At 65.0% G+C, this 15149-nt stretch carries 17 protein-coding genes; 5 read left to right on the top strand and 12 right to left on the bottom strand.

Features of this window, described 5'->3' with window-relative positions:
• Positions 1 to 48: 48 nt before the first annotated feature.
• Entirely contained in the window at positions 49 to 810 is a 762-nt protein-coding gene (locus tag BM154_RS10645) for an ABC transporter permease (protein ID WP_074883063.1), read from the bottom strand.
• Positions 807 to 1733, bottom strand: coding sequence for an ABC transporter ATP-binding protein (locus BM154_RS10640; RefSeq protein WP_074883060.1), 927 nt, complete (start codon positions 1731 to 1733; stop codon positions 807 to 809). The genes BM154_RS10645 and BM154_RS10640 overlap by 4 nt, the downstream gene beginning before the upstream one ends.
• A gap of 248 nt (positions 1734 to 1981) precedes the next feature.
• On the opposite strand from BM154_RS10640, the gene BM154_RS10635 reads away from it, so the two are divergent.
• Complete coding sequence (locus BM154_RS10635) at positions 1982 to 2293, top strand: I78 family peptidase inhibitor (protein ID WP_074883057.1); 312 nt, start codon at positions 1982 to 1984, stop codon at positions 2291 to 2293.
• Between the two features lie 70 nt (positions 2294 to 2363).
• Positions 2364 to 3281 carry a LysR family transcriptional regulator gene (locus BM154_RS10630; protein ID WP_074883054.1) on the top strand — a complete coding sequence of 306 codons (918 nt, stop codon included), beginning with the start codon at positions 2364 to 2366 and terminating at the stop codon, positions 3279 to 3281.
• A gap of 49 nt (positions 3282 to 3330) precedes the next feature.
• Here BM154_RS10630 and BM154_RS10625 read toward each other — a convergent pair whose 3' ends face one another.
• The 8 genes from BM154_RS10625 to mdcA all read right to left on the bottom strand — a co-directional run bounded on the left by BM154_RS10625 (position 3331) and on the right by mdcA (position 11149).
• Positions 3331 to 4677, bottom strand: coding sequence for an SLC13 family permease (locus tag BM154_RS10625; protein WP_074883052.1), 1347 nt, complete (start codon positions 4675 to 4677; stop codon positions 3331 to 3333).
• 254 nt (positions 4678 to 4931) lie between these two features.
• On the bottom strand, positions 4932 to 5867 hold the full coding sequence (gene mdcH, locus BM154_RS10620) for a malonate decarboxylase subunit epsilon (RefSeq protein ID WP_074883047.1): 936 nt from the start codon (positions 5865 to 5867) through the stop codon (positions 4932 to 4934).
• Positions 5864 to 6496 (bottom strand): malonate decarboxylase holo-ACP synthase, encoded by a 633-nt coding sequence (locus BM154_RS10615; protein ID WP_074883044.1) that lies wholly within the window; start codon positions 6494 to 6496, stop codon positions 5864 to 5866. Before BM154_RS10615 ends, mdcH begins: the two co-directional genes overlap by 4 nt.
• A gap of 9 nt (positions 6497 to 6505) precedes the next feature.
• Positions 6506 to 7312, bottom strand: a complete 807-nt coding sequence (mdcE, locus tag BM154_RS10610) for a biotin-independent malonate decarboxylase subunit gamma (protein WP_074883040.1) — start codon at positions 7310 to 7312, stop codon at positions 6506 to 6508.
• 2 nt (positions 7313 to 7314) lie between these two features.
• Positions 7315 to 8166 carry a biotin-independent malonate decarboxylase subunit beta gene (locus BM154_RS10605; protein WP_074883038.1) on the bottom strand — a complete coding sequence of 284 codons (852 nt, stop codon included), beginning with the start codon at positions 8164 to 8166 and terminating at the stop codon, positions 7315 to 7317.
• Positions 8159 to 8458, bottom strand: a complete 300-nt coding sequence (locus BM154_RS10600; RefSeq protein ID WP_074883035.1) for a malonate decarboxylase subunit delta — start codon at positions 8456 to 8458, stop codon at positions 8159 to 8161. Before BM154_RS10600 ends, BM154_RS10605 begins: the two co-directional genes overlap by 8 nt.
• A gap of 1 nt (position 8459) precedes the next feature.
• Positions 8460 to 9341, bottom strand: a complete 882-nt coding sequence (locus BM154_RS10595; protein WP_074883032.1) for a triphosphoribosyl-dephospho-CoA synthase — start codon at positions 9339 to 9341, stop codon at positions 8460 to 8462.
• Between the two features lie 140 nt (positions 9342 to 9481).
• A complete protein-coding gene (gene mdcA, locus BM154_RS10590) occupies positions 9482 to 11149 on the bottom strand; it encodes a malonate decarboxylase subunit alpha (protein ID WP_074883029.1) in 1668 nt (555 codons plus the stop codon).
• 170 nt (positions 11150 to 11319) lie between these two features.
• On the opposite strand from mdcA, the gene BM154_RS10585 reads away from it, so the two are divergent.
• Positions 11320 to 12852 carry a sigma-54-dependent transcriptional regulator gene (locus tag BM154_RS10585; protein WP_074883027.1) on the top strand — a complete coding sequence of 511 codons (1533 nt, stop codon included), beginning with the start codon at positions 11320 to 11322 and terminating at the stop codon, positions 12850 to 12852.
• 60 nt (positions 12853 to 12912) lie between these two features.
• On the opposite strand, the gene BM154_RS24290 is transcribed toward BM154_RS10585, so the two are convergent.
• Positions 12913 to 13326 carry a hypothetical protein gene (locus tag BM154_RS24290; protein ID WP_074883024.1) on the bottom strand — a complete coding sequence of 138 codons (414 nt, stop codon included), beginning with the start codon at positions 13324 to 13326 and terminating at the stop codon, positions 12913 to 12915.
• Between the two features lie 104 nt (positions 13327 to 13430).
• Positions 13431 to 13898 (bottom strand): flavodoxin, encoded by a 468-nt coding sequence (locus BM154_RS10575; RefSeq protein ID WP_074883020.1) that lies wholly within the window; start codon positions 13896 to 13898, stop codon positions 13431 to 13433.
• A 129-nt stretch (positions 13899 to 14027) separates the two neighbouring features.
• On the opposite strand from BM154_RS10575, the gene BM154_RS10570 reads away from it, so the two are divergent.
• Both BM154_RS10570 and BM154_RS10565 read left to right on the top strand, forming a co-directional pair.
• Positions 14028 to 14480 (top strand): PAS domain-containing protein, encoded by a 453-nt coding sequence (locus BM154_RS10570; RefSeq protein WP_074883017.1) that lies wholly within the window; start codon positions 14028 to 14030, stop codon positions 14478 to 14480.
• A 61-nt stretch (positions 14481 to 14541) separates the two neighbouring features.
• The gene (locus BM154_RS10565; RefSeq protein WP_074883014.1) at positions 14542 to 15144 is read left to right on the top strand and encodes a hypothetical protein; all 603 of its coding nucleotides are present in this window, start codon (positions 14542 to 14544) and stop codon (positions 15142 to 15144) included.
• Positions 15145 to 15149: the final 5 nt, after the last annotated feature.

Raw genomic sequence — 15149 nt, 5'->3', positions numbered from 1 at the left:
TGGCGCTGCCCAACCCCGGGCTGCCTGAGTCAGCCCAGCGCCATTGCCTTAGCTTTTCAGGCGATAACCAGTCTTGAAAATCCACCCAACGGTCAGGATGCAGGCGAGCAGAAAGCCCAGGATCATGCCCAGGCTGACCATCACGTTGACGTCCGACACGCCGTAGAAGCTCCAGCGAAACGCGCTGATCAGATACACCACCGGGTTGAACAGGGTCACCGTCTGCCATACCGGCGGCAGCATGCTGATCGAGTAGAAGCTGCCACCGAGAAAGGTCAGCGGCGTGACGATCAGCGCCGGGACGATCTGCAGCTTCTCCCAGCCATCGGCCCACACCCCGATGATGAAGCCGAACAGGCTGAAGGTCAGCGCCGTCAGCACCAGGAAAGCCAGCATCCAGAACGGATGGAGGATTTCGAAATCGACGAACAGCCGCGCGGTGGCGAGGATGATCAGCCCCAGCACGATGGACTTGGTGGCCGCCGCGCCGACATAGCCGAGGAGGATTTCCAGGTAGGAAATCGGCGCCGACAGCACCTCGTAGATAGTGCCCGAGTACTTGGGCATGTAGATGCCGAACGAGGCATTGGAAATGCTCTCGGTGAGCAGCGCCAGCATGATCAGCCCGGGAATGATGAAGGCGCCGTAGCTGACGCCATGCACCTGGGTCATGCTCGAACCGATGGCCGAGCCGAACACCACGAAGTACAGCGAAGTGGTGATCACCGGGGTGGCGATGCTCTGCAGCAGGGTGCGCCAGGTACGCGCCAGCTCGAACAGATAGATGGCGCGGATCGCGTAGAAATTCATGCCTGCTCCTTCACGAGACTGACGAAAATGTCCTCCAGCGAGCTCTCGCTGGACTGCAGATCCTTGAAGGCGATGCCGTGCTGGGCCAGGGCCTGCAGCAGCTCGGCGATGCCGGTGTCCTCCTGCTGGCCGTCGAAGCTGTAGACCAGCTCATGGCCGTCGTCACGCAATTGCAAGTCGTCGCGCTGCAAGGCCGGCGGCAGTTCGCTCAGTGGCTGCTGCAGGTGCAGGGTCAGCTGCTTCTTGCCGAGCTGACGCATAAGGGTGTCCTTGTCCTGCACCAGAATGATCTCGCCCTTGCGGATCACCCCGATGCGGTCGGCCATCTCCTCGGCTTCTTCGATGTAGTGGGTGGTGAGGATGATGGTCACGCCGCGCTCGCGCAGCTTGCGCACCATCTCCCACATGTTGCGGCGCAGCTCGACGTCGACACCGGCGGTCGGCTCGTCGAGAAACAGGATCTGCGGCTGATGGGACAGCGCCTTGGCGATCATCACTCGGCGCTTCATGCCGCCGGAGAGTTCGAAGATCCGCGCATCCTTCTTTTCCCATAGCGACAGGTCGCGCAGCAGCTGCTCCAGGTAGGCGTTGTCCGGCGCCTTGCCGAACAGCCCGCGGCTGAAGCGCACCGCCGCCCACACGCTCTCGAAGCCTTCGTTGAACAGTTCCTGAGGCACCAGGCCGATCTTCGAGCGGGCCGCGCGGTAGTCGCGCAGGATGTCGTGGCCAGCCACTGTAACCGAGCCGCTGCCCGGGTTGACGATGCCGCAGATGATGCTGATCAGCGTGGTCTTGCCCGCACCGTTGGGGCCGAGCAGTGCGAAGATCTCGCCCTGGTGGATGTCCAGGTCGATGGATTTGAGCGCCGGATGGCCGGACGCGTATGTCTTGTTCAATTGCTGGATGGAAATGACCGGTTGCACGATACGCCTCGATCCTGAAAACAGCTGGCCATTGTAAAGAAATGTTGCCCTGCCCGCTGAGCCGCCTGACGACTGTGACCATGGGCGATGCCAGATTGCCTGCCGTCTGCACCTGTCGCCGCGCCCACCGTGCGCAACTGGGTCACGCCACAATTCGCTGAATTCGGAACACGGGCACGACAACCGAGTCCGATACACGGCACACTGACCCACTCAACCGCGAACCCTTCACACACAAGGATCAAGCAATGGCTTTCAAACACCTGATTGGCGGCGCCGCTCTGCTGGCCCTGCTCGCCGGCTGCAGTTCGACCGACACAGCACCCACCCAGGCCTCGAAACCCGCCAACAGCAACGGCAAATGCAGCGCCGAGGCTGCACAGAACCTGCTTGGCCAGGTCGCCACCGCCGAAGTCGTCGAGAAGGCCCGCGCACAGTCCGGCGCCCGTACCGCCCGTGTGCTGTCGCCCGGTGACATGGTCACCCTGGACTACGATTCCCAGCGCCTGAACATCGACATCACCGAAGCAGAAGTGATCGAGCGCATCGCCTGCGGCTGATTCGCCACGGCACCGATCATCTGCGGCACAATCTGGCCACTTCCATCTCGCCAAGGATTGGATCTGGCCCATGCAGATCGATGAAGAACTGACCCTCAAGAAGCTGGAAATCTTTCTGGCCTTCATGCGCAGCGGCAACCTGGCCCGCGCGGCCAGCGAACTCAACACCAGCAACGTCAGCGTGCACCGCGCCATCCACTCGCTGGAGAACGCCCTGCGTTGCCCGTTATTCAAGCACGAAGGGCGCAACCTGATCCCCTTGGAAAGCGCCTACGTGCTGGAGGAAAAGGCCCGCAAGCTGGTGCAGGACGTGGTCGAAACGGTGCGCCTGACACGCGAAGCCGCGGGGTTCTCGGCCGAGCGCTTCAAGCTCGGCTCGCTGTATTCATTGACGGTGAAAACCGTACCGCAGCTGATCATGGGGCTGAAGATTCGCCGCAGCGAGCTGAATATCGACCTGATCCTGGGTTCCAACATCGACCTGATGTACAAGCTCAAGAACATGGAGCTGGACGCCATTCTGGTCGCCCTGAACGATACCGACCCGCACCCCGACTGCGAGCAGTTGCCGCTGTTTTCCGATGATATTTTCCTGGCCGTGCCGGTGGATTCGCCCTTTGCCGAGCAGGCCGAAGTGGACCTGGCCGACCTGCGCGAATCCACCTTCATCACCCTGACCCAGGGTTTTGCCACCCACCAGGACGGTGTGCGGGTATTCGAGCAGGCAGGCTTCGAACCCAACGTGGCGATGCAGGTGAACGACATCTTCACCCTGCTCAGCATGGTCAGCTCGGGCGTGGGCTATGCGCTGTTGCCGGGGCGCATCGCAGCGGTCTACGAGAACCGTGTGAAGCTGATCCCGCTACAGGCGAGGTATCACATGCAGCAGCATATCGGCGTGGTGTTCCTGAAAGCCAAGGAGCGCGACCCCAACCTGCTCGCGCTCCTAGCCGAATGCCGCATGTACAGCCTCGGGCAGACGGCGTGAGGCCGGACAATCGGCACAGGGCGATCCGCGGTCGCCTCCTGCGCCCGGCTTACATCCAGCCCGGCACCACGAACAGCAGCCAGGCCAGCAGCGGGCCGAAGGCCACCACCAGGCCGCTGTAGACCAGGAAGCGACGGAACAGGGCTTCGCGCTCGTCCTTGGCCGCCGACGCCACCACCAGGGCGCCATTGGTGGAGAACGGGCTGACGTCCACCACCGTGGAAGAAACCGCCAGCGCACAGATAACACCTGCCGCACTGAGGTGGCCCTGCATCAGAAACGGCACCGCCAGGGGGATGGTTGCACCCAGTACCGCCGCCGAAGACGCGAAGGCGGAGACGATGCCACCGACATAGCAGACCAGCAGCGCACCCAGCAGCGGAATGCCGATGGAGCTGACGCCGTGGCCGACGAAGTCGACCGCACCGGCCTTCTGCAACACGGCGACGTAGGTCACCACGCCGCTGATCAGCAGTACCGTGGACCAGCTGATGCCGTCCACTGCGCCCTTTTGCGCCGACGCCGAAATTATCGCGATGGCGACGGCGACGGTGATCGCCACCAGGCCGACGTTGAGGTCATACGCCAGTGCCGCGATGCCCAGGCCCAACAGGCCGACCAGGGTGATCAGGTGATCGCGGTTGATACGCACCTCATCCAGCGCCTGCGGATTATTGGACAGGGTGCCGCCACCGGCACTGACCACCGCCCCGTGGCCTTCGATGGCGAACTGCCGCGACGAGGCCTGCACGCCAGCGATCAACGGCTCGCTCGCCACCGCACGGCCACGACGCAGCAGGGCGATGCCGCCAAAGGCGAAGAAGCAGATGAACGCCATCAGCAGGTTGAAACCGAGACTGGTGAGAAACACGGCCATTTCCGTGACGTCCAGCCCGGCCTTCTGCACCACCTGGTTGGTAATGCCGCCGTACACGCTGATCGGCGAGAAGCCGCCCGCCTGGGCACCGTGGATCACCAACAGACCCATCATCAGCGGATTGATCTGGTATTGCTTGGCGAAACGCAGGGCGACCGGGCCGATGATCGCGACCGCCGCCGGCCCCAGGGCGCCGAACGCGGTGAGCACCGCGGTGACGATGAACATCACCCACGGAATGGCCACGATGTGGCCGCGCACGGCCTTGACCGCCCAATGCACCAGCAGGTCGATGGTGCCGTTCTTCTGGGCAATGGCGAACAGGTAGGTAATGCCAACCAGGGTCAGGAACAGATCGGCGGGAAAGCCCGCCAGGACTTCCTTGCCACCCATACCCACCCAGATGCCGCCGACGATGAATGCCAATGCAAAACCGACGGCGCCCATGTTGATGGGCAGGGCCGTGGCCACGATGAACATGATCACCAGACCGATGATCGTTGCGATTTCCGGACTCATACGCCCTCCCGAGACACCTGGTTGGTTTCATCCGATGGCGACACGCCATCCATGGGTACTGCCTGGTCTTGCGTTGCTGCGCGCCTGCTCATGCGCGCCCCCAGGTGGTGCCCATCCGCTTCATGACGGCTGGCGGCGTGCTACGGCCGTGCAGAATGAAGGTGGCGAGTGGAGTTCGTCGGTAGGTGATCATTGTTTTTATCCTCGTTGACGCATCGAAGTTATTGTTCTTGTGCTTCGGCAATCGGACGTCGTTATCGGCTCTGGCTCACCTCCTGACGCAACAGCGCCTCCAGCGTATCCAGGCGTGCGCCCTGAAAGGCGACGACCAGTGCTGGCTCGAACACACGCCGAGCCAGACCACTCAGCACGCTGCCGGGCGGCAGTTCGAGGTGCAATCGCACGCCCCGCTCGAACGCCGTTCGGAGAACGCCGGCCCAGTCCACGACCCGACACATGTTGTTGGCCAGGTCGTCGCGCAGGGCCTCGGGTTCGCTCAACAGCCGCGCGGTACTGCCGCTCAGGTAGCGCACGGCAGGACGCCGCAGTACAACCTCGGCGAACGCCTCACCCAGCCTTTCGGCCGGCTCGGCGAGCAGCGCGCAATGCGAAGGCACACTGACTGCCAAAGGCTTAACGGCTCCTGCTCCGGCGGCCCGGGCGCGCTCGCCCACCGTCTGCATCGCCGCGTGGCTACCGGCGATCACCATCTGGTTTTCGGCGTTGATGTTGGCCAGGAACACCGGTGATTGCGGGCCGTTCACCTCGGCCAGCAAGCGCTCGATACCGTTCAGGTCCAGGCCTATGATCGCCGTCATGCCGTAGCCCTGGGGATAGGCCTGCTGCATCAGCTGGCCGCGCAGGGCAACCAACCGCAGGGCATCGGCGAAACTCAGTGCATCGGCGGCGACCGCTGCGGCATAGGCGCCGATGGACAGGCCCGCTACGTAATCGGGAGACTGACCACGCGCCTTCAACAGGCGTGCACCCGCCACCCCGGCAATCAGCAGGCACAGTTGCACGGCGCGGGTGCCTTGCAACGCCTCGGCAGAATCCAGCTCGGCAAGTGGTTGGCCGAGCACTGCCTCGGCCTCCGCCAGGCACGCCTGAACGATGGGCTCAGCCGGCAAATCGTGCAGCATGCCGGGGTGCTGCGCACCCTGGCCGGGGAAGGCCCAGAGCGTGCTCATGCCGCCACCTGTTGCAGCTGCCACGGATCGCTGACCAGCAGCGGGCCGTTCTGGGTTTTCAGCAACACGCGCGGCGCCTCACCGGCCCATTCGCGCAGTGCCACGGCGCCGTGCGGGGTCTCCAGTTGCAGATCGACGCGACCCGGGGCCTCATCCAGCAATACGCACAATGTCTGCGCTTCGACACGAGAAACAGGCTGGGGCGCGCGCAGCAGCAGATCGAGATCGCTGCCCGGGTGTGCGGCGCTGATACCGCTGGCCAACTCGAAGCCGAGACTGCCGGTCACCCCCCAGCTCAGGCCAAGGTCGTCGAGACGGGGCGCCAACTGGCTCAGGGCTCGCAGCGCCGGCCAATGTGGCTGAGCGTGATTGCGCCAGCGCCCGGCCCGGGCCACCGTCTGCGGGCTGACCAGGCGGCTGATCTCGCTCAGGCGCATCCAGGCGGCATGTCGTTGTTCACGCGCGGCGCCACGGATACCCACCGCAACCCAGCCGGGCTCGGCCGGCGCTCTACGCACCACCACCGGCACATGCTCACCCAGGGCGGCGCAAGCCCAGGCTGGTGCCTCCTCGGGCAGTTGCTTGGGGCGCAGGCCCCAGAGCAGATCATGTGGACGGGGGGAGTGCATGACCGGCTCCTACCACTGCGCGCGCAGCAGCTCGCGTACTTGTGCGGAGGCCGCGCGGTTGGCGGCGCCCAGGCGGTTGCGCAGGTCACGTGGGCTGCCGGCGATATCGGCCAGGGCGCGGCCCAAGGCGGCCTGCACGCGGGTCAGGTCGGCCGCCGTCGGCTGCACGACCTGCTCAACATCGAGTACCTCGGCGAGCAGGCCGAGCGAGGCGTAGTTGTCCAGGTCGTAGGCCATGGGCGGCACCGTGGCGGCCAGCGCCTCCAGTTCGTCGACGCTGCGCAGGGTGATGCGCGCGGCGGCGGCCTTACCCATGGCATGCACCATGACGCCGGGATCGCGCAGGGCGATCAGCCGGTTGGCCTGGTAGCCGTGGGCCAGGAAGGCGCCGGACATCGCCTTGCCCACCAGCAGACCGATCACCGAGTGCCCAGCCAGGCGGGCACGGGCATAGGCGTCCACTGCACCGGCCAGCGCCTGGTGAATGCCATAGGCCTCCTCGCGGCGCCCGTAAGCCTGGCTCGGTACGTCGACGATGGCGATCAGTGCGCGCTTGGCCGCCTTGTCGCGGTCGGCCTCGATGACCTCGTCGACCGCCTTGGCGAGGCCCCAGCCTTCGAGCAGGCCGACCTCGCCATCGCGGGTACGGGGGAACGGGTTGTTCGCATCGGCGATCACCGCCAGATAACGCACCGACTGACCGGCCAGCTCGCTGTCGGCCACCCGCAGTGAGGCGGGCAGGTCATTCAACGGCTGGGCATCGCCGGCCAGAGCCTGGAACCAATGCAGGCCGCGTTGTTGCTGTGCAGTCGTCATATTCATGCTCCCTGGTAGGCGCTGCGCACGGCAGCGGCATCGGCCTGGACGGCGGTATCGACGGCGCGCAGGCGCTGCAGGAACCATGCATGGCGACGGCTGCGTTCCTGGGCCGGTTTGCCCTTGGCGAACAGGCCATGCAGTTCGCTGCGAATCGCCTCGACGTCATCGCTTACGTAGCCATCGACCAGGCCGCTGGCATGGCGTTGCTCGCCGCCGGTGAGGCTCCAGATAAAAGGGCGGTCGCGCGAGTCGTACTCATCGATACCCGCCTCCTGCTCGATCACCTGCGGGCCGTTGAGGCCCAGGCGCGCCTCGCGCGTCACCAGCAGATAGCTGCACAGTCCGGCGGCGATGGACATACCGCCGAAGCAGCCCACCGGGCCGGCGACCAGGCCGATCACCGGCTGGTATTGGCGCAGCTCGACGATGGCCGCCTGGATCTCGGCAATCGCCGCCAGGCCCAGGTTGGCTTCCTGCAGGCGTACGCCGCCGGTTTCCAGCAGCAGCACGGCGCGGGTGGGCGTGCCATTGCGGTTGTCTTCGGCGGCCAGCTCCAGGCTGCCTGCGATCTTCGCGCCGCCCACTTCGCCCAGGCTGCCGCCCTGGAAGGCACCCTCGATGGCGATCACCACGGCAGGCGCGCCATCGATCAGCCCCTTGGCCACCACCACGCCGTCATCGGCCTGGGGCACGATGCCCTGCCTGGGCAGCCAGGGCGACATCAGCCGGGCGAAGGGGTCGAGCAGCTCACGGAAGCTGCCTGCATCGAGCAGTGCGCGGGCCCGCTCGCGGGCACCGAGTTCGGTAAAGCTGCGCTGCGCCAGGAGGCGCTGGATGTTCTGCTCAACCATGGTTCAGTTCCTCCAGGCCCTGCTCCAAACGCAGGCGCACCACGCCGGGGGTGGCGCCGAAATCATGGATGGCGATATTCAGCGCCGGCAGCTGCTGCTCACGGAACATGCGTTCGAACAGCAGTTGCCAGCGTGGCGCGCTGCCGTTGACCGAGGTGACCACCTCGATGGCCAGGGTGCCGGCCTGGCCGGGTTCGAGCAGCACTTCCAGGTCGCCGGAGCCGACGCAGCCCACCAGCGCACGGCCCTTGGCCGGCTGCCCGGCGGGAAATCGAAAAGACAGGGTTTCCATTTCACAGACTCCCAAGCTGCGCCGGCAGGCCATGCTGCAGGCGGTCGAGGAACAGGGTGGCGGCGAGCAGATCGGCTGCGCCGCCAGGCGAGGCACGCAGGTGCAGCATGTCGCGCTCCAGCTCGCGCAGGCGGCGACGGCCATCGAGACTGGCGCAGCCACCGGCGGCGAGCACCGCGCGGGCGCCGCGCTGCATGCGGGTCAGCCCAGCCATGCCGGCGCGATACAGCACGCAGGTGTCGGCCAGTTGGGTCATGATTGCCAGCAGCGCATCCAGGCGCGCGTTCTGCTCCCCTGCCCCGGCAGCGCGGCTGCGTGCCAGTTGCGGCAAGGCTTGCTGGATCACTGCGGGAAAGCCCAGCTGCGCTTCCTTGCGCGCACCGTGCACGCCATACAGGCGACAGACCTGGGCGCCATGGCTGGCGCCGGTGACGGGCGCCGCGCGGTCATCGAGCAAGGCCAGGCGGGCGGCACGCAGGGCGACCTGGGCCGGTGTCAGCTCGCGGACATTCAGCGCAGCCGCGGCGCTGAGCAGCCCCAGCGCCCAGATCGCGCCGCGATGGGTGTTGACGCCGCCGGTGACGCGCAGCATCTCTTCCTCGCCTTCGCGACCGATGCGGCCCACCTCTTCACGTAGGTGCAGATCGATCTCGCCACGCTCCCGGGCGGCCTCGGCCATGGCCTTGAAACTGGGCCACAGCGCCAACGCCGAGGCATGCATCAGGCCCAGGTGCAAATCGCTGTGCGCGCCGCTGCCGCGACGATCGACCAGGCCCGGCTTGGGCGACAGGTCGGCCTCGTCGATCAGCGCGACGACGGCAAGGTCGGCCAGCCGATCCCCCAACGAGAGCTGGGCGTCTCCAAAAACTACCTGCGTTGCCATCGCTGCGTTAAGAGCAGGCTCAAAATGCTCATTTACACCTCGTAAACTGCGCTTTTTCGCCTGCTCTTGCCTTGCGCTGTCTGCCTCGTCTACGTTTTTGGAGGCACCCAGATGTGGCTGAATTGCAGTCAGTGCCTTCATCACCAGCTCCTGAACTTGGCGGGCGGGTTGTACAGGCCGCCCGACCACTCCACCAGCTCGGCGATGCTCTTGGCCGCGAGCAGCTCTCGGCTGGCATCGGTGCGGCGGATACCGAGGTCTTCGGGCAGGGCGATCAAGCCGTCGCGGCGCATGCGTGCGGTTTCTTTCGGGTCATGGCGCAAGCCGATGGCAGTGACGCCGGCGACGGCGGCGATCATCGCCTGGCGCTCCTCCAGCGAGCGCGCCTTGTAGAGGTAGGCGATGCCTTCCTCGGTCAGCAGGTGGGTGACGTCGTCGCCGTAGATCATGATCGGCGCCAGCGGCATGCCAGAGTTCTTCGCCACGTCCACGGCATCCAGACGCTCGACGAAGGTCGGCTTGCCGCCCTCCTGGAAGGTCTCGACCATCTGCACCACCAGCTTCTTGCCGCGTTCGAGCAGGGTCACCGGGCCTTCGCCGCCTGGCGTGGCCATGTCCAGCCAGGCCGGTGTGCTGTGCCGACGCCCGCGCGGATCGTGGCCCATGTTCGGCGCACCGCCAAAGCCGGCCAGGCGCCCACGGGTGACGGTCGAAGAGTGGCCATCACCATCTACTTGCAAGGTAGCGCCGATAAACAGGTCCACCGCGTACTGCCCAGCCAACTGACACATCAGGCGATTGGAACGCATCGAGCCGTCGCGACCGGTGAAGAACACGTCCGGGCGCTGGGCGATATAGCTCTCCATGCCCAGTTCGGTGCCGAAGCAGTGCACGCTTTGCACCCAGCCGGTCTCGATGGCCGGGATCAGCGTCGGATGCGGGTTGAGCGTCCAGTTGCGGCAGATCTTGCCCTTCAAGCCTAGGGACTCGCCGTAGGTGGGCAGGATCAGCTCGATAGCCGCGGTATTGAAGCCGATGCCGTGGTTGAGCGACTGCACATTGTGTCTTTCGTAGATGCCGCGGATCGCCATCATCGCCATCAGCACGTGCACCGGCTTGATATGGCGCGGGTCGCGGGTGAACAGCGGTTCGATGTAGAACGGCTTGTCGGCCACCACCACGAAGTCGACCCAGGAGGCGGGAATGTCGACCCGCGGCAGCTCGTCGACGATCTCGTTGACCTGGAAGATCACGATGCCGTCGGAAAACGCGGTGGGTTCGACCAGCGCCGGGGTGTCCTCGGTGCTCGGCCCGGTATAGATGTTGCCGTGGCGGTCGGCCTGGAAGCCGGCGACCAGCGCGACGTTGGGGATCAGGTCCACCAGCAGGCGCGAGTAGAGTTCGATATAGGTGTGGATGGCGCCGACTTCCAACAGGCCGTCCTCGAGCAACTGGCCGATGCGCAGGCTCTGTGGGCCGGCGAAGGAGAAGTCGAGCTTGCGGGCGATGCCGCGCTCGAACAGGTCGAGATGCTCGGCGCGGCTGACGCTGGGCATGATCATGTGCAGATCGTGGAGGCGACCGGGATCGACCTGGGCCAGCGAGCGGGAGAGGAAATCCGCCTGCTTCTGGTTGTTGCCTTCGAGCACCACGCGGTCACCGGGCGCGATCAAGGCTTCGAGGGCCGCGACGATCTTGTCGCCCGGCAGCACCACACCATCGGCGAGATGACGCACCTGGTCGAGGCGCCGCGCCTTTTCAGCGCGACGGCGCGACCACTGCGGCGGTGGGGATATTGTTGTTGTCATCGATGACTCCACGAGTTCCGCTGTCGTGGCATCACAGTAGAAGCGTGGCCTTGGCTCATCAATCAAGCGCCGCGCTTTATCGTTACGATCAGGTTAACGATAGAGTGGCGGTTAACCTCCCCGGTCAGACCGGGCATACTGCGCCACCGTCTTCCGCTGCCCGGCCCACCATGCGCATTCACGTCACCTTTATTGATCGCGTCGGCATTACCCAGGAGGTGCTCGCCCTGCTGGGCGGTCGCAACCTCAATCTCGACGCCGTGGAGATGGTGCCGCCCAACGTCTACATCGACGCGCCGACGCTCAGCGCCGAAGTGCTCGACGAACTGCGCGATGCACTGTTCAAGGTGCGCGGCGTGCAGGCGGTGACGGTGGTCGACATCCTGCCGGGGCAACGTCGGCGCCTGCAGCTCGACGCGCTGCTGGCGGCGATGAGCGACCCGGTGTTGGCGGTGGATGCCCATGGCCGCGTGCTGCTCGCCAACCCGGCGCTGATCGCCCTGTGTGGTCGCGAGCCCGAAGGCGTGGCGCTTGGCGAACTGTTCGCCGAGGCGGACCTGCAACAGGCCCTGCTCGACCAGCACTTCCGCTTGCCCATGCGGGAGGTGACGCTGAACGGCCAGGCGCTGCTGCTCGACGCCGCCCCCATCAGCGAATCGGCGGACATGGGCCAGTTGGCCGGCGCCCTGCTGACCCTTTACGAGCCCAGCCGCATCGGTGCGCGCCTGGCCGCCTTGCACCATGACCATGCGGAAGGGTTCGATTCACTGCTTGGCGACTCATTGCCCATCCGCACCCTCAAGGCCCGTGCGCAACGGGTGGCCACACTGGATGCGCCGCTGCTGATCCATGGCGAAACCGGCACCGGCAAGGAGCTGGTAGCACGCGCCTGTCATGCCCTGAGCCCGCGCCATGGCGCGCCTTTCCTGGCCCTGAACTGCGCGGCGCTGCCGGAGAGCCTGGCCGAAAGCGAGCTGTTCGGCTACGCCCCCGGCGCCTTCACCGGTGCCCAGCGCGGTGGCAAGCCCGGGCTGCTGGAGCTGGCCAACCAGGGCACGGTGTTTCTCGATGAAATCGGCGAGATGTCACCCTACCTGCAGGCCAAGCTGCTGCGTTTTCTCAGTGACGGCACCTTTCGCCGCGTCGGCGGCGACCGTGAAGAACGGGTCAACGTGCGCATCATCAGCGCCACGCACCGCGACCTGGAGCGCATGGTCGCCGAAGGCGAATTTCGCGAGGATCTGTTCTATCGCCTCAACGTGCTCAATCTGCAGGTTCCGCCGCTGCGCGAACGCGGCCAGGACATTCTGCTGCTGGCTAGGCATTTCATGCAGCAGGCCTGCGCGCAGATCCAGCGCACCCAGTGCCGCCTGACACCGGAAACCTATCCTGCGCTGCTTGGCAACCGCTGGCCAGGTAACGTCAGGCAACTGCAGAACGTGATCTTCAGGGCAGCGGCCATCTGCGACAGCAATCTGGTGCAGATCGACGATCTGGATATTGCCGGTACGGCCGTGGCCCAGCAACAACCGGGGGGAGAAGTGACCAGCCTGGAAATGGCTGTGTCGGCATTCGAAAAGGAGTTGTTGGAAACGCTGTACGCCAGCCATCCCTCGACTAGGCAATTGGCGGTACGCCTTCAGACGTCACACAGCGCCATCGCCACGCGGCTGCGCAAATACGGTATCAAGGCCAGCCGCTAGCTCAGCCAAGGGCGGGTGCCTCCGACCGCTGAGTCGGAAACACCCGAACCGCATCAGCGCTTACTGGCCGGAGCCACCGGCACCGCCGCCAGTGCCACCTGCACCGCCCGCACCACCGGTTCCGCCACCCATGCCGCCGCCGGTCCCAGTGCCGGTGCCAGTTCCGGTACCCGTACCGCCTGTGCCGCCGCCATTGGTGCCGGAACCAGTGCCACCCGGCATTGGGTCAGAGCCGGCTCCGGTGCCGTTGCCGGTACCCGTACCGGTGCCTGGATTGGTAGTGGTGCCATCGGTACCTGGAGCCGGCGTGCCGGGCGTCATCATGCCATTATCGGTAGGCGGAGCCCCCGGCGTGGTCGACTGCTGCGGTGTGGTGGTGCCGGGAGCAGGAGCGCTGGAGTCCGCAACGGCAGGCAGAACGGCACCGGCCAGCAGGCCGCTGAGTACGAGGGCAGGAATCTTCATCTTGTTCATTGTCGTCACCTTTCATCCAGTTGGTGTGCAAGTTCATCCGTCTTCGTCACGGAAAACGAACGCTCCCTACACCCGACTGGCCTGGGTTCAACAACGTTCGAGCATCAGGATGGACGGTCGCGTTTCTGCAACATCTCGACAAATTCGCCGATCCACGGCTCGGCATCCTGCTCGGGCGTGACGCTCTCGCTGGCATCGATACGCAGCATTGGCAGCACCTCGCGAATGCCCAGTTCGGCAAACAGTTCACGTGCCTGTTCGCCACCGGCACAATAGGTATCGCCATAGCTGGAATCGCCCAGGGCGATGACCCCGCCTGGCAACCCGCTCCAGGCTGGCAGCTGGTCGCGGATATCGTGATACAGCGGTTGCAGGTTGTCCGGCAGCTCGCCCATGCCGGTGGTCGAGGTCACCACCAGAAAGGCTTCGGCGGCAAAGGCTCGCACATCATCCAGGCTCGCGCGTGGGTTGTGCCACGCCACCAGGCCGGCCTGGTTGAGCAGCGACTCGGCGTGCCGGGCCACTTCTTCGGCAGTGCCGTAAACCGAGCCGGAGAAAATAGCGACTTTCATGGGAACTCCTTCACCTAGAACAGCGCGCCATTATGCCCGATCGTGCCCTGCGCCGTACGGCGTTACAGAGCCAGCAGGCAATCCACGCGCCTCTGGTAAACTGGTGAAAATCGACGGGGGACGCATGTGATGATCAATGCCAACTTGCTGCAACGGGTGGTCGAAGCCTCTAACGATGGCATCGTGGTCGCGGAACAAGAGGGCGAGGACCATATCCTCATTTACGCCAATCCGGCGTTCGTAGCGCTCACTGGCTATGACAGCGAGGAAATCCTCTATCAGGACTGCCGGTTCCTGCAGGGCGAGGAACATGATCAGCCGGCCGCAGCGCTGATTCGCAAGGCCATTCACCGCCGCCAGCCATGTCGCGAGGTGATTCGCAACTACCGCAAGGACGGCAGCACGTTCTGGAATGAGCTGTCCATCACGCCGGTGTTCAACGAAGCGGATCAACTGACCTATTTCATCGGCATCCAGAAGGACGTCAGTGAACATGTGGAGAATCGGCAGCGCGTGCAAGCACTGGAAGCCGAGCTGGAGCGCTTGCGCGCCGAATTGGCCGCACTGAAAAAATCTTCGTAGCGGTAACGAAGCGCCTGACGAGTTGTCACAAGGGAGCCCTCCCACTCGCACAGAAGCCGTTATGCAGGATTCGTCCCTGTTAACTCCGCTGGAAATGGAATTCATCCAGCAGCTTACGGAAAGCACCCCTGCCCCAGCCGAACCGGATCCGGTTCTGCAGGTCGATGCCGCACGCCAGACCGCCGAACTGCTTGCCAGCTGCGCCGCCAAGGAGCAGCTGACCATCGAGGCGCATATCGACAATCAGCGCCTGACCTTCACCCCCCATCTGGTTACCGATGCCCAGAACAAGCCACATCTGGAACTGGGTGTTCCGCAGATATTCGAGGAAGGCTCCTTTCACCGTTCCTGGCGCTTGCCCCTGGATCCGCCACAGCCCTTGCTGCGACGTGACGGGCAGCCAAGCAGCCTGGTCGTTCATGAATTGTCGTTGAGCGGCCTGCTCATGGCCCAGACCGCCAAGGCCTCGCCGCCGCAACGCTTCAGCCTGGGTCTGGATATCGAGGATGTCGAGCCGGTGATCCTCCAGGGCAGCCTGGTGCGTATTACCGATGACGGCTTACTGGCCTACGAACTGACGCTGGACGAAGACAGCAGCGAGCGCCTGCAAAACCACCTGTACCAGCAGCATCGCAAGCGCTATCCCCAGGCCCACAGCCTTTGATGGTG

The organism is Phytopseudomonas argentinensis (assembly GCF_900113905.1).
Taxonomy (GTDB): domain Bacteria; phylum Pseudomonadota; class Gammaproteobacteria; order Pseudomonadales; family Pseudomonadaceae; genus Aquipseudomonas; species Aquipseudomonas argentinensis.
The sequence above is the reverse complement of the archived record's forward strand: the minus strand, read 5'-3'. Positions and strand labels throughout refer to the sequence as shown.

Excerpts from the sequence above, each read along its gene's own strand:
- BM154_RS10575 (WP_074883020.1), bottom strand. The coding sequence starts at position 13,898 with ATGAAAGTCGCTATTTTCTCCGGCTCGGTTTACGGCACTGCCGAAGAA.
- BM154_RS24290 (WP_074883024.1), bottom strand. The coding sequence starts at position 13,326 with ATGAACAAGATGAAGATTCCTGCCCTCGTACTCAGCGGCCTGCTGGCC.
- BM154_RS10570 (WP_074883017.1), top strand. The coding sequence starts at position 14,028 with ATGATCAATGCCAACTTGCTGCAACGGGTGGTCGAAGCCTCTAACGAT.
- BM154_RS10630 (WP_074883054.1), top strand. The coding sequence starts at position 2,364 with ATGCAGATCGATGAAGAACTGACCCTCAAGAAGCTGGAAATCTTTCTG.
- mdcE (WP_074883040.1), bottom strand. The coding sequence starts at position 7,312 with ATGACGACTGCACAGCAACAACGCGGCCTGCATTGGTTCCAGGCTCTG.
- BM154_RS10635 (WP_074883057.1), top strand. The coding sequence starts at position 1,982 with ATGGCTTTCAAACACCTGATTGGCGGCGCCGCTCTGCTGGCCCTGCTC.
- mdcA (WP_074883029.1), bottom strand. The coding sequence starts at position 11,149 with ATGACAACAACAATATCCCCACCGCCGCAGTGGTCGCGCCGTCGCGCT.
- BM154_RS10625 (WP_074883052.1), bottom strand. The coding sequence starts at position 4,677 with ATGAGTCCGGAAATCGCAACGATCATCGGTCTGGTGATCATGTTCATC.
- BM154_RS10565 (WP_074883014.1), top strand. The coding sequence starts at position 14,542 with ATGCAGGATTCGTCCCTGTTAACTCCGCTGGAAATGGAATTCATCCAG.
- BM154_RS10595 (WP_074883032.1), bottom strand. The coding sequence starts at position 9,341 with ATGGCAACGCAGGTAGTTTTTGGAGACGCCCAGCTCTCGTTGGGGGAT.
- mdcH (WP_074883047.1), bottom strand. The coding sequence starts at position 5,867 with ATGAGCACGCTCTGGGCCTTCCCCGGCCAGGGTGCGCAGCACCCCGGC.
- BM154_RS10645 (WP_074883063.1), bottom strand. The coding sequence starts at position 810 with ATGAATTTCTACGCGATCCGCGCCATCTATCTGTTCGAGCTGGCGCGT.
- BM154_RS10615 (WP_074883044.1), bottom strand. The coding sequence starts at position 6,496 with ATGCACTCCCCCCGTCCACATGATCTGCTCTGGGGCCTGCGCCCCAAG.
- BM154_RS10600 (WP_074883035.1), bottom strand. The coding sequence starts at position 8,458 with ATGGAAACCCTGTCTTTTCGATTTCCCGCCGGGCAGCCGGCCAAGGGC.
- BM154_RS10605 (WP_074883038.1), bottom strand. The coding sequence starts at position 8,166 with ATGGTTGAGCAGAACATCCAGCGCCTCCTGGCGCAGCGCAGCTTTACC.
- BM154_RS10585 (WP_074883027.1), top strand. The coding sequence starts at position 11,320 with ATGCGCATTCACGTCACCTTTATTGATCGCGTCGGCATTACCCAGGAG.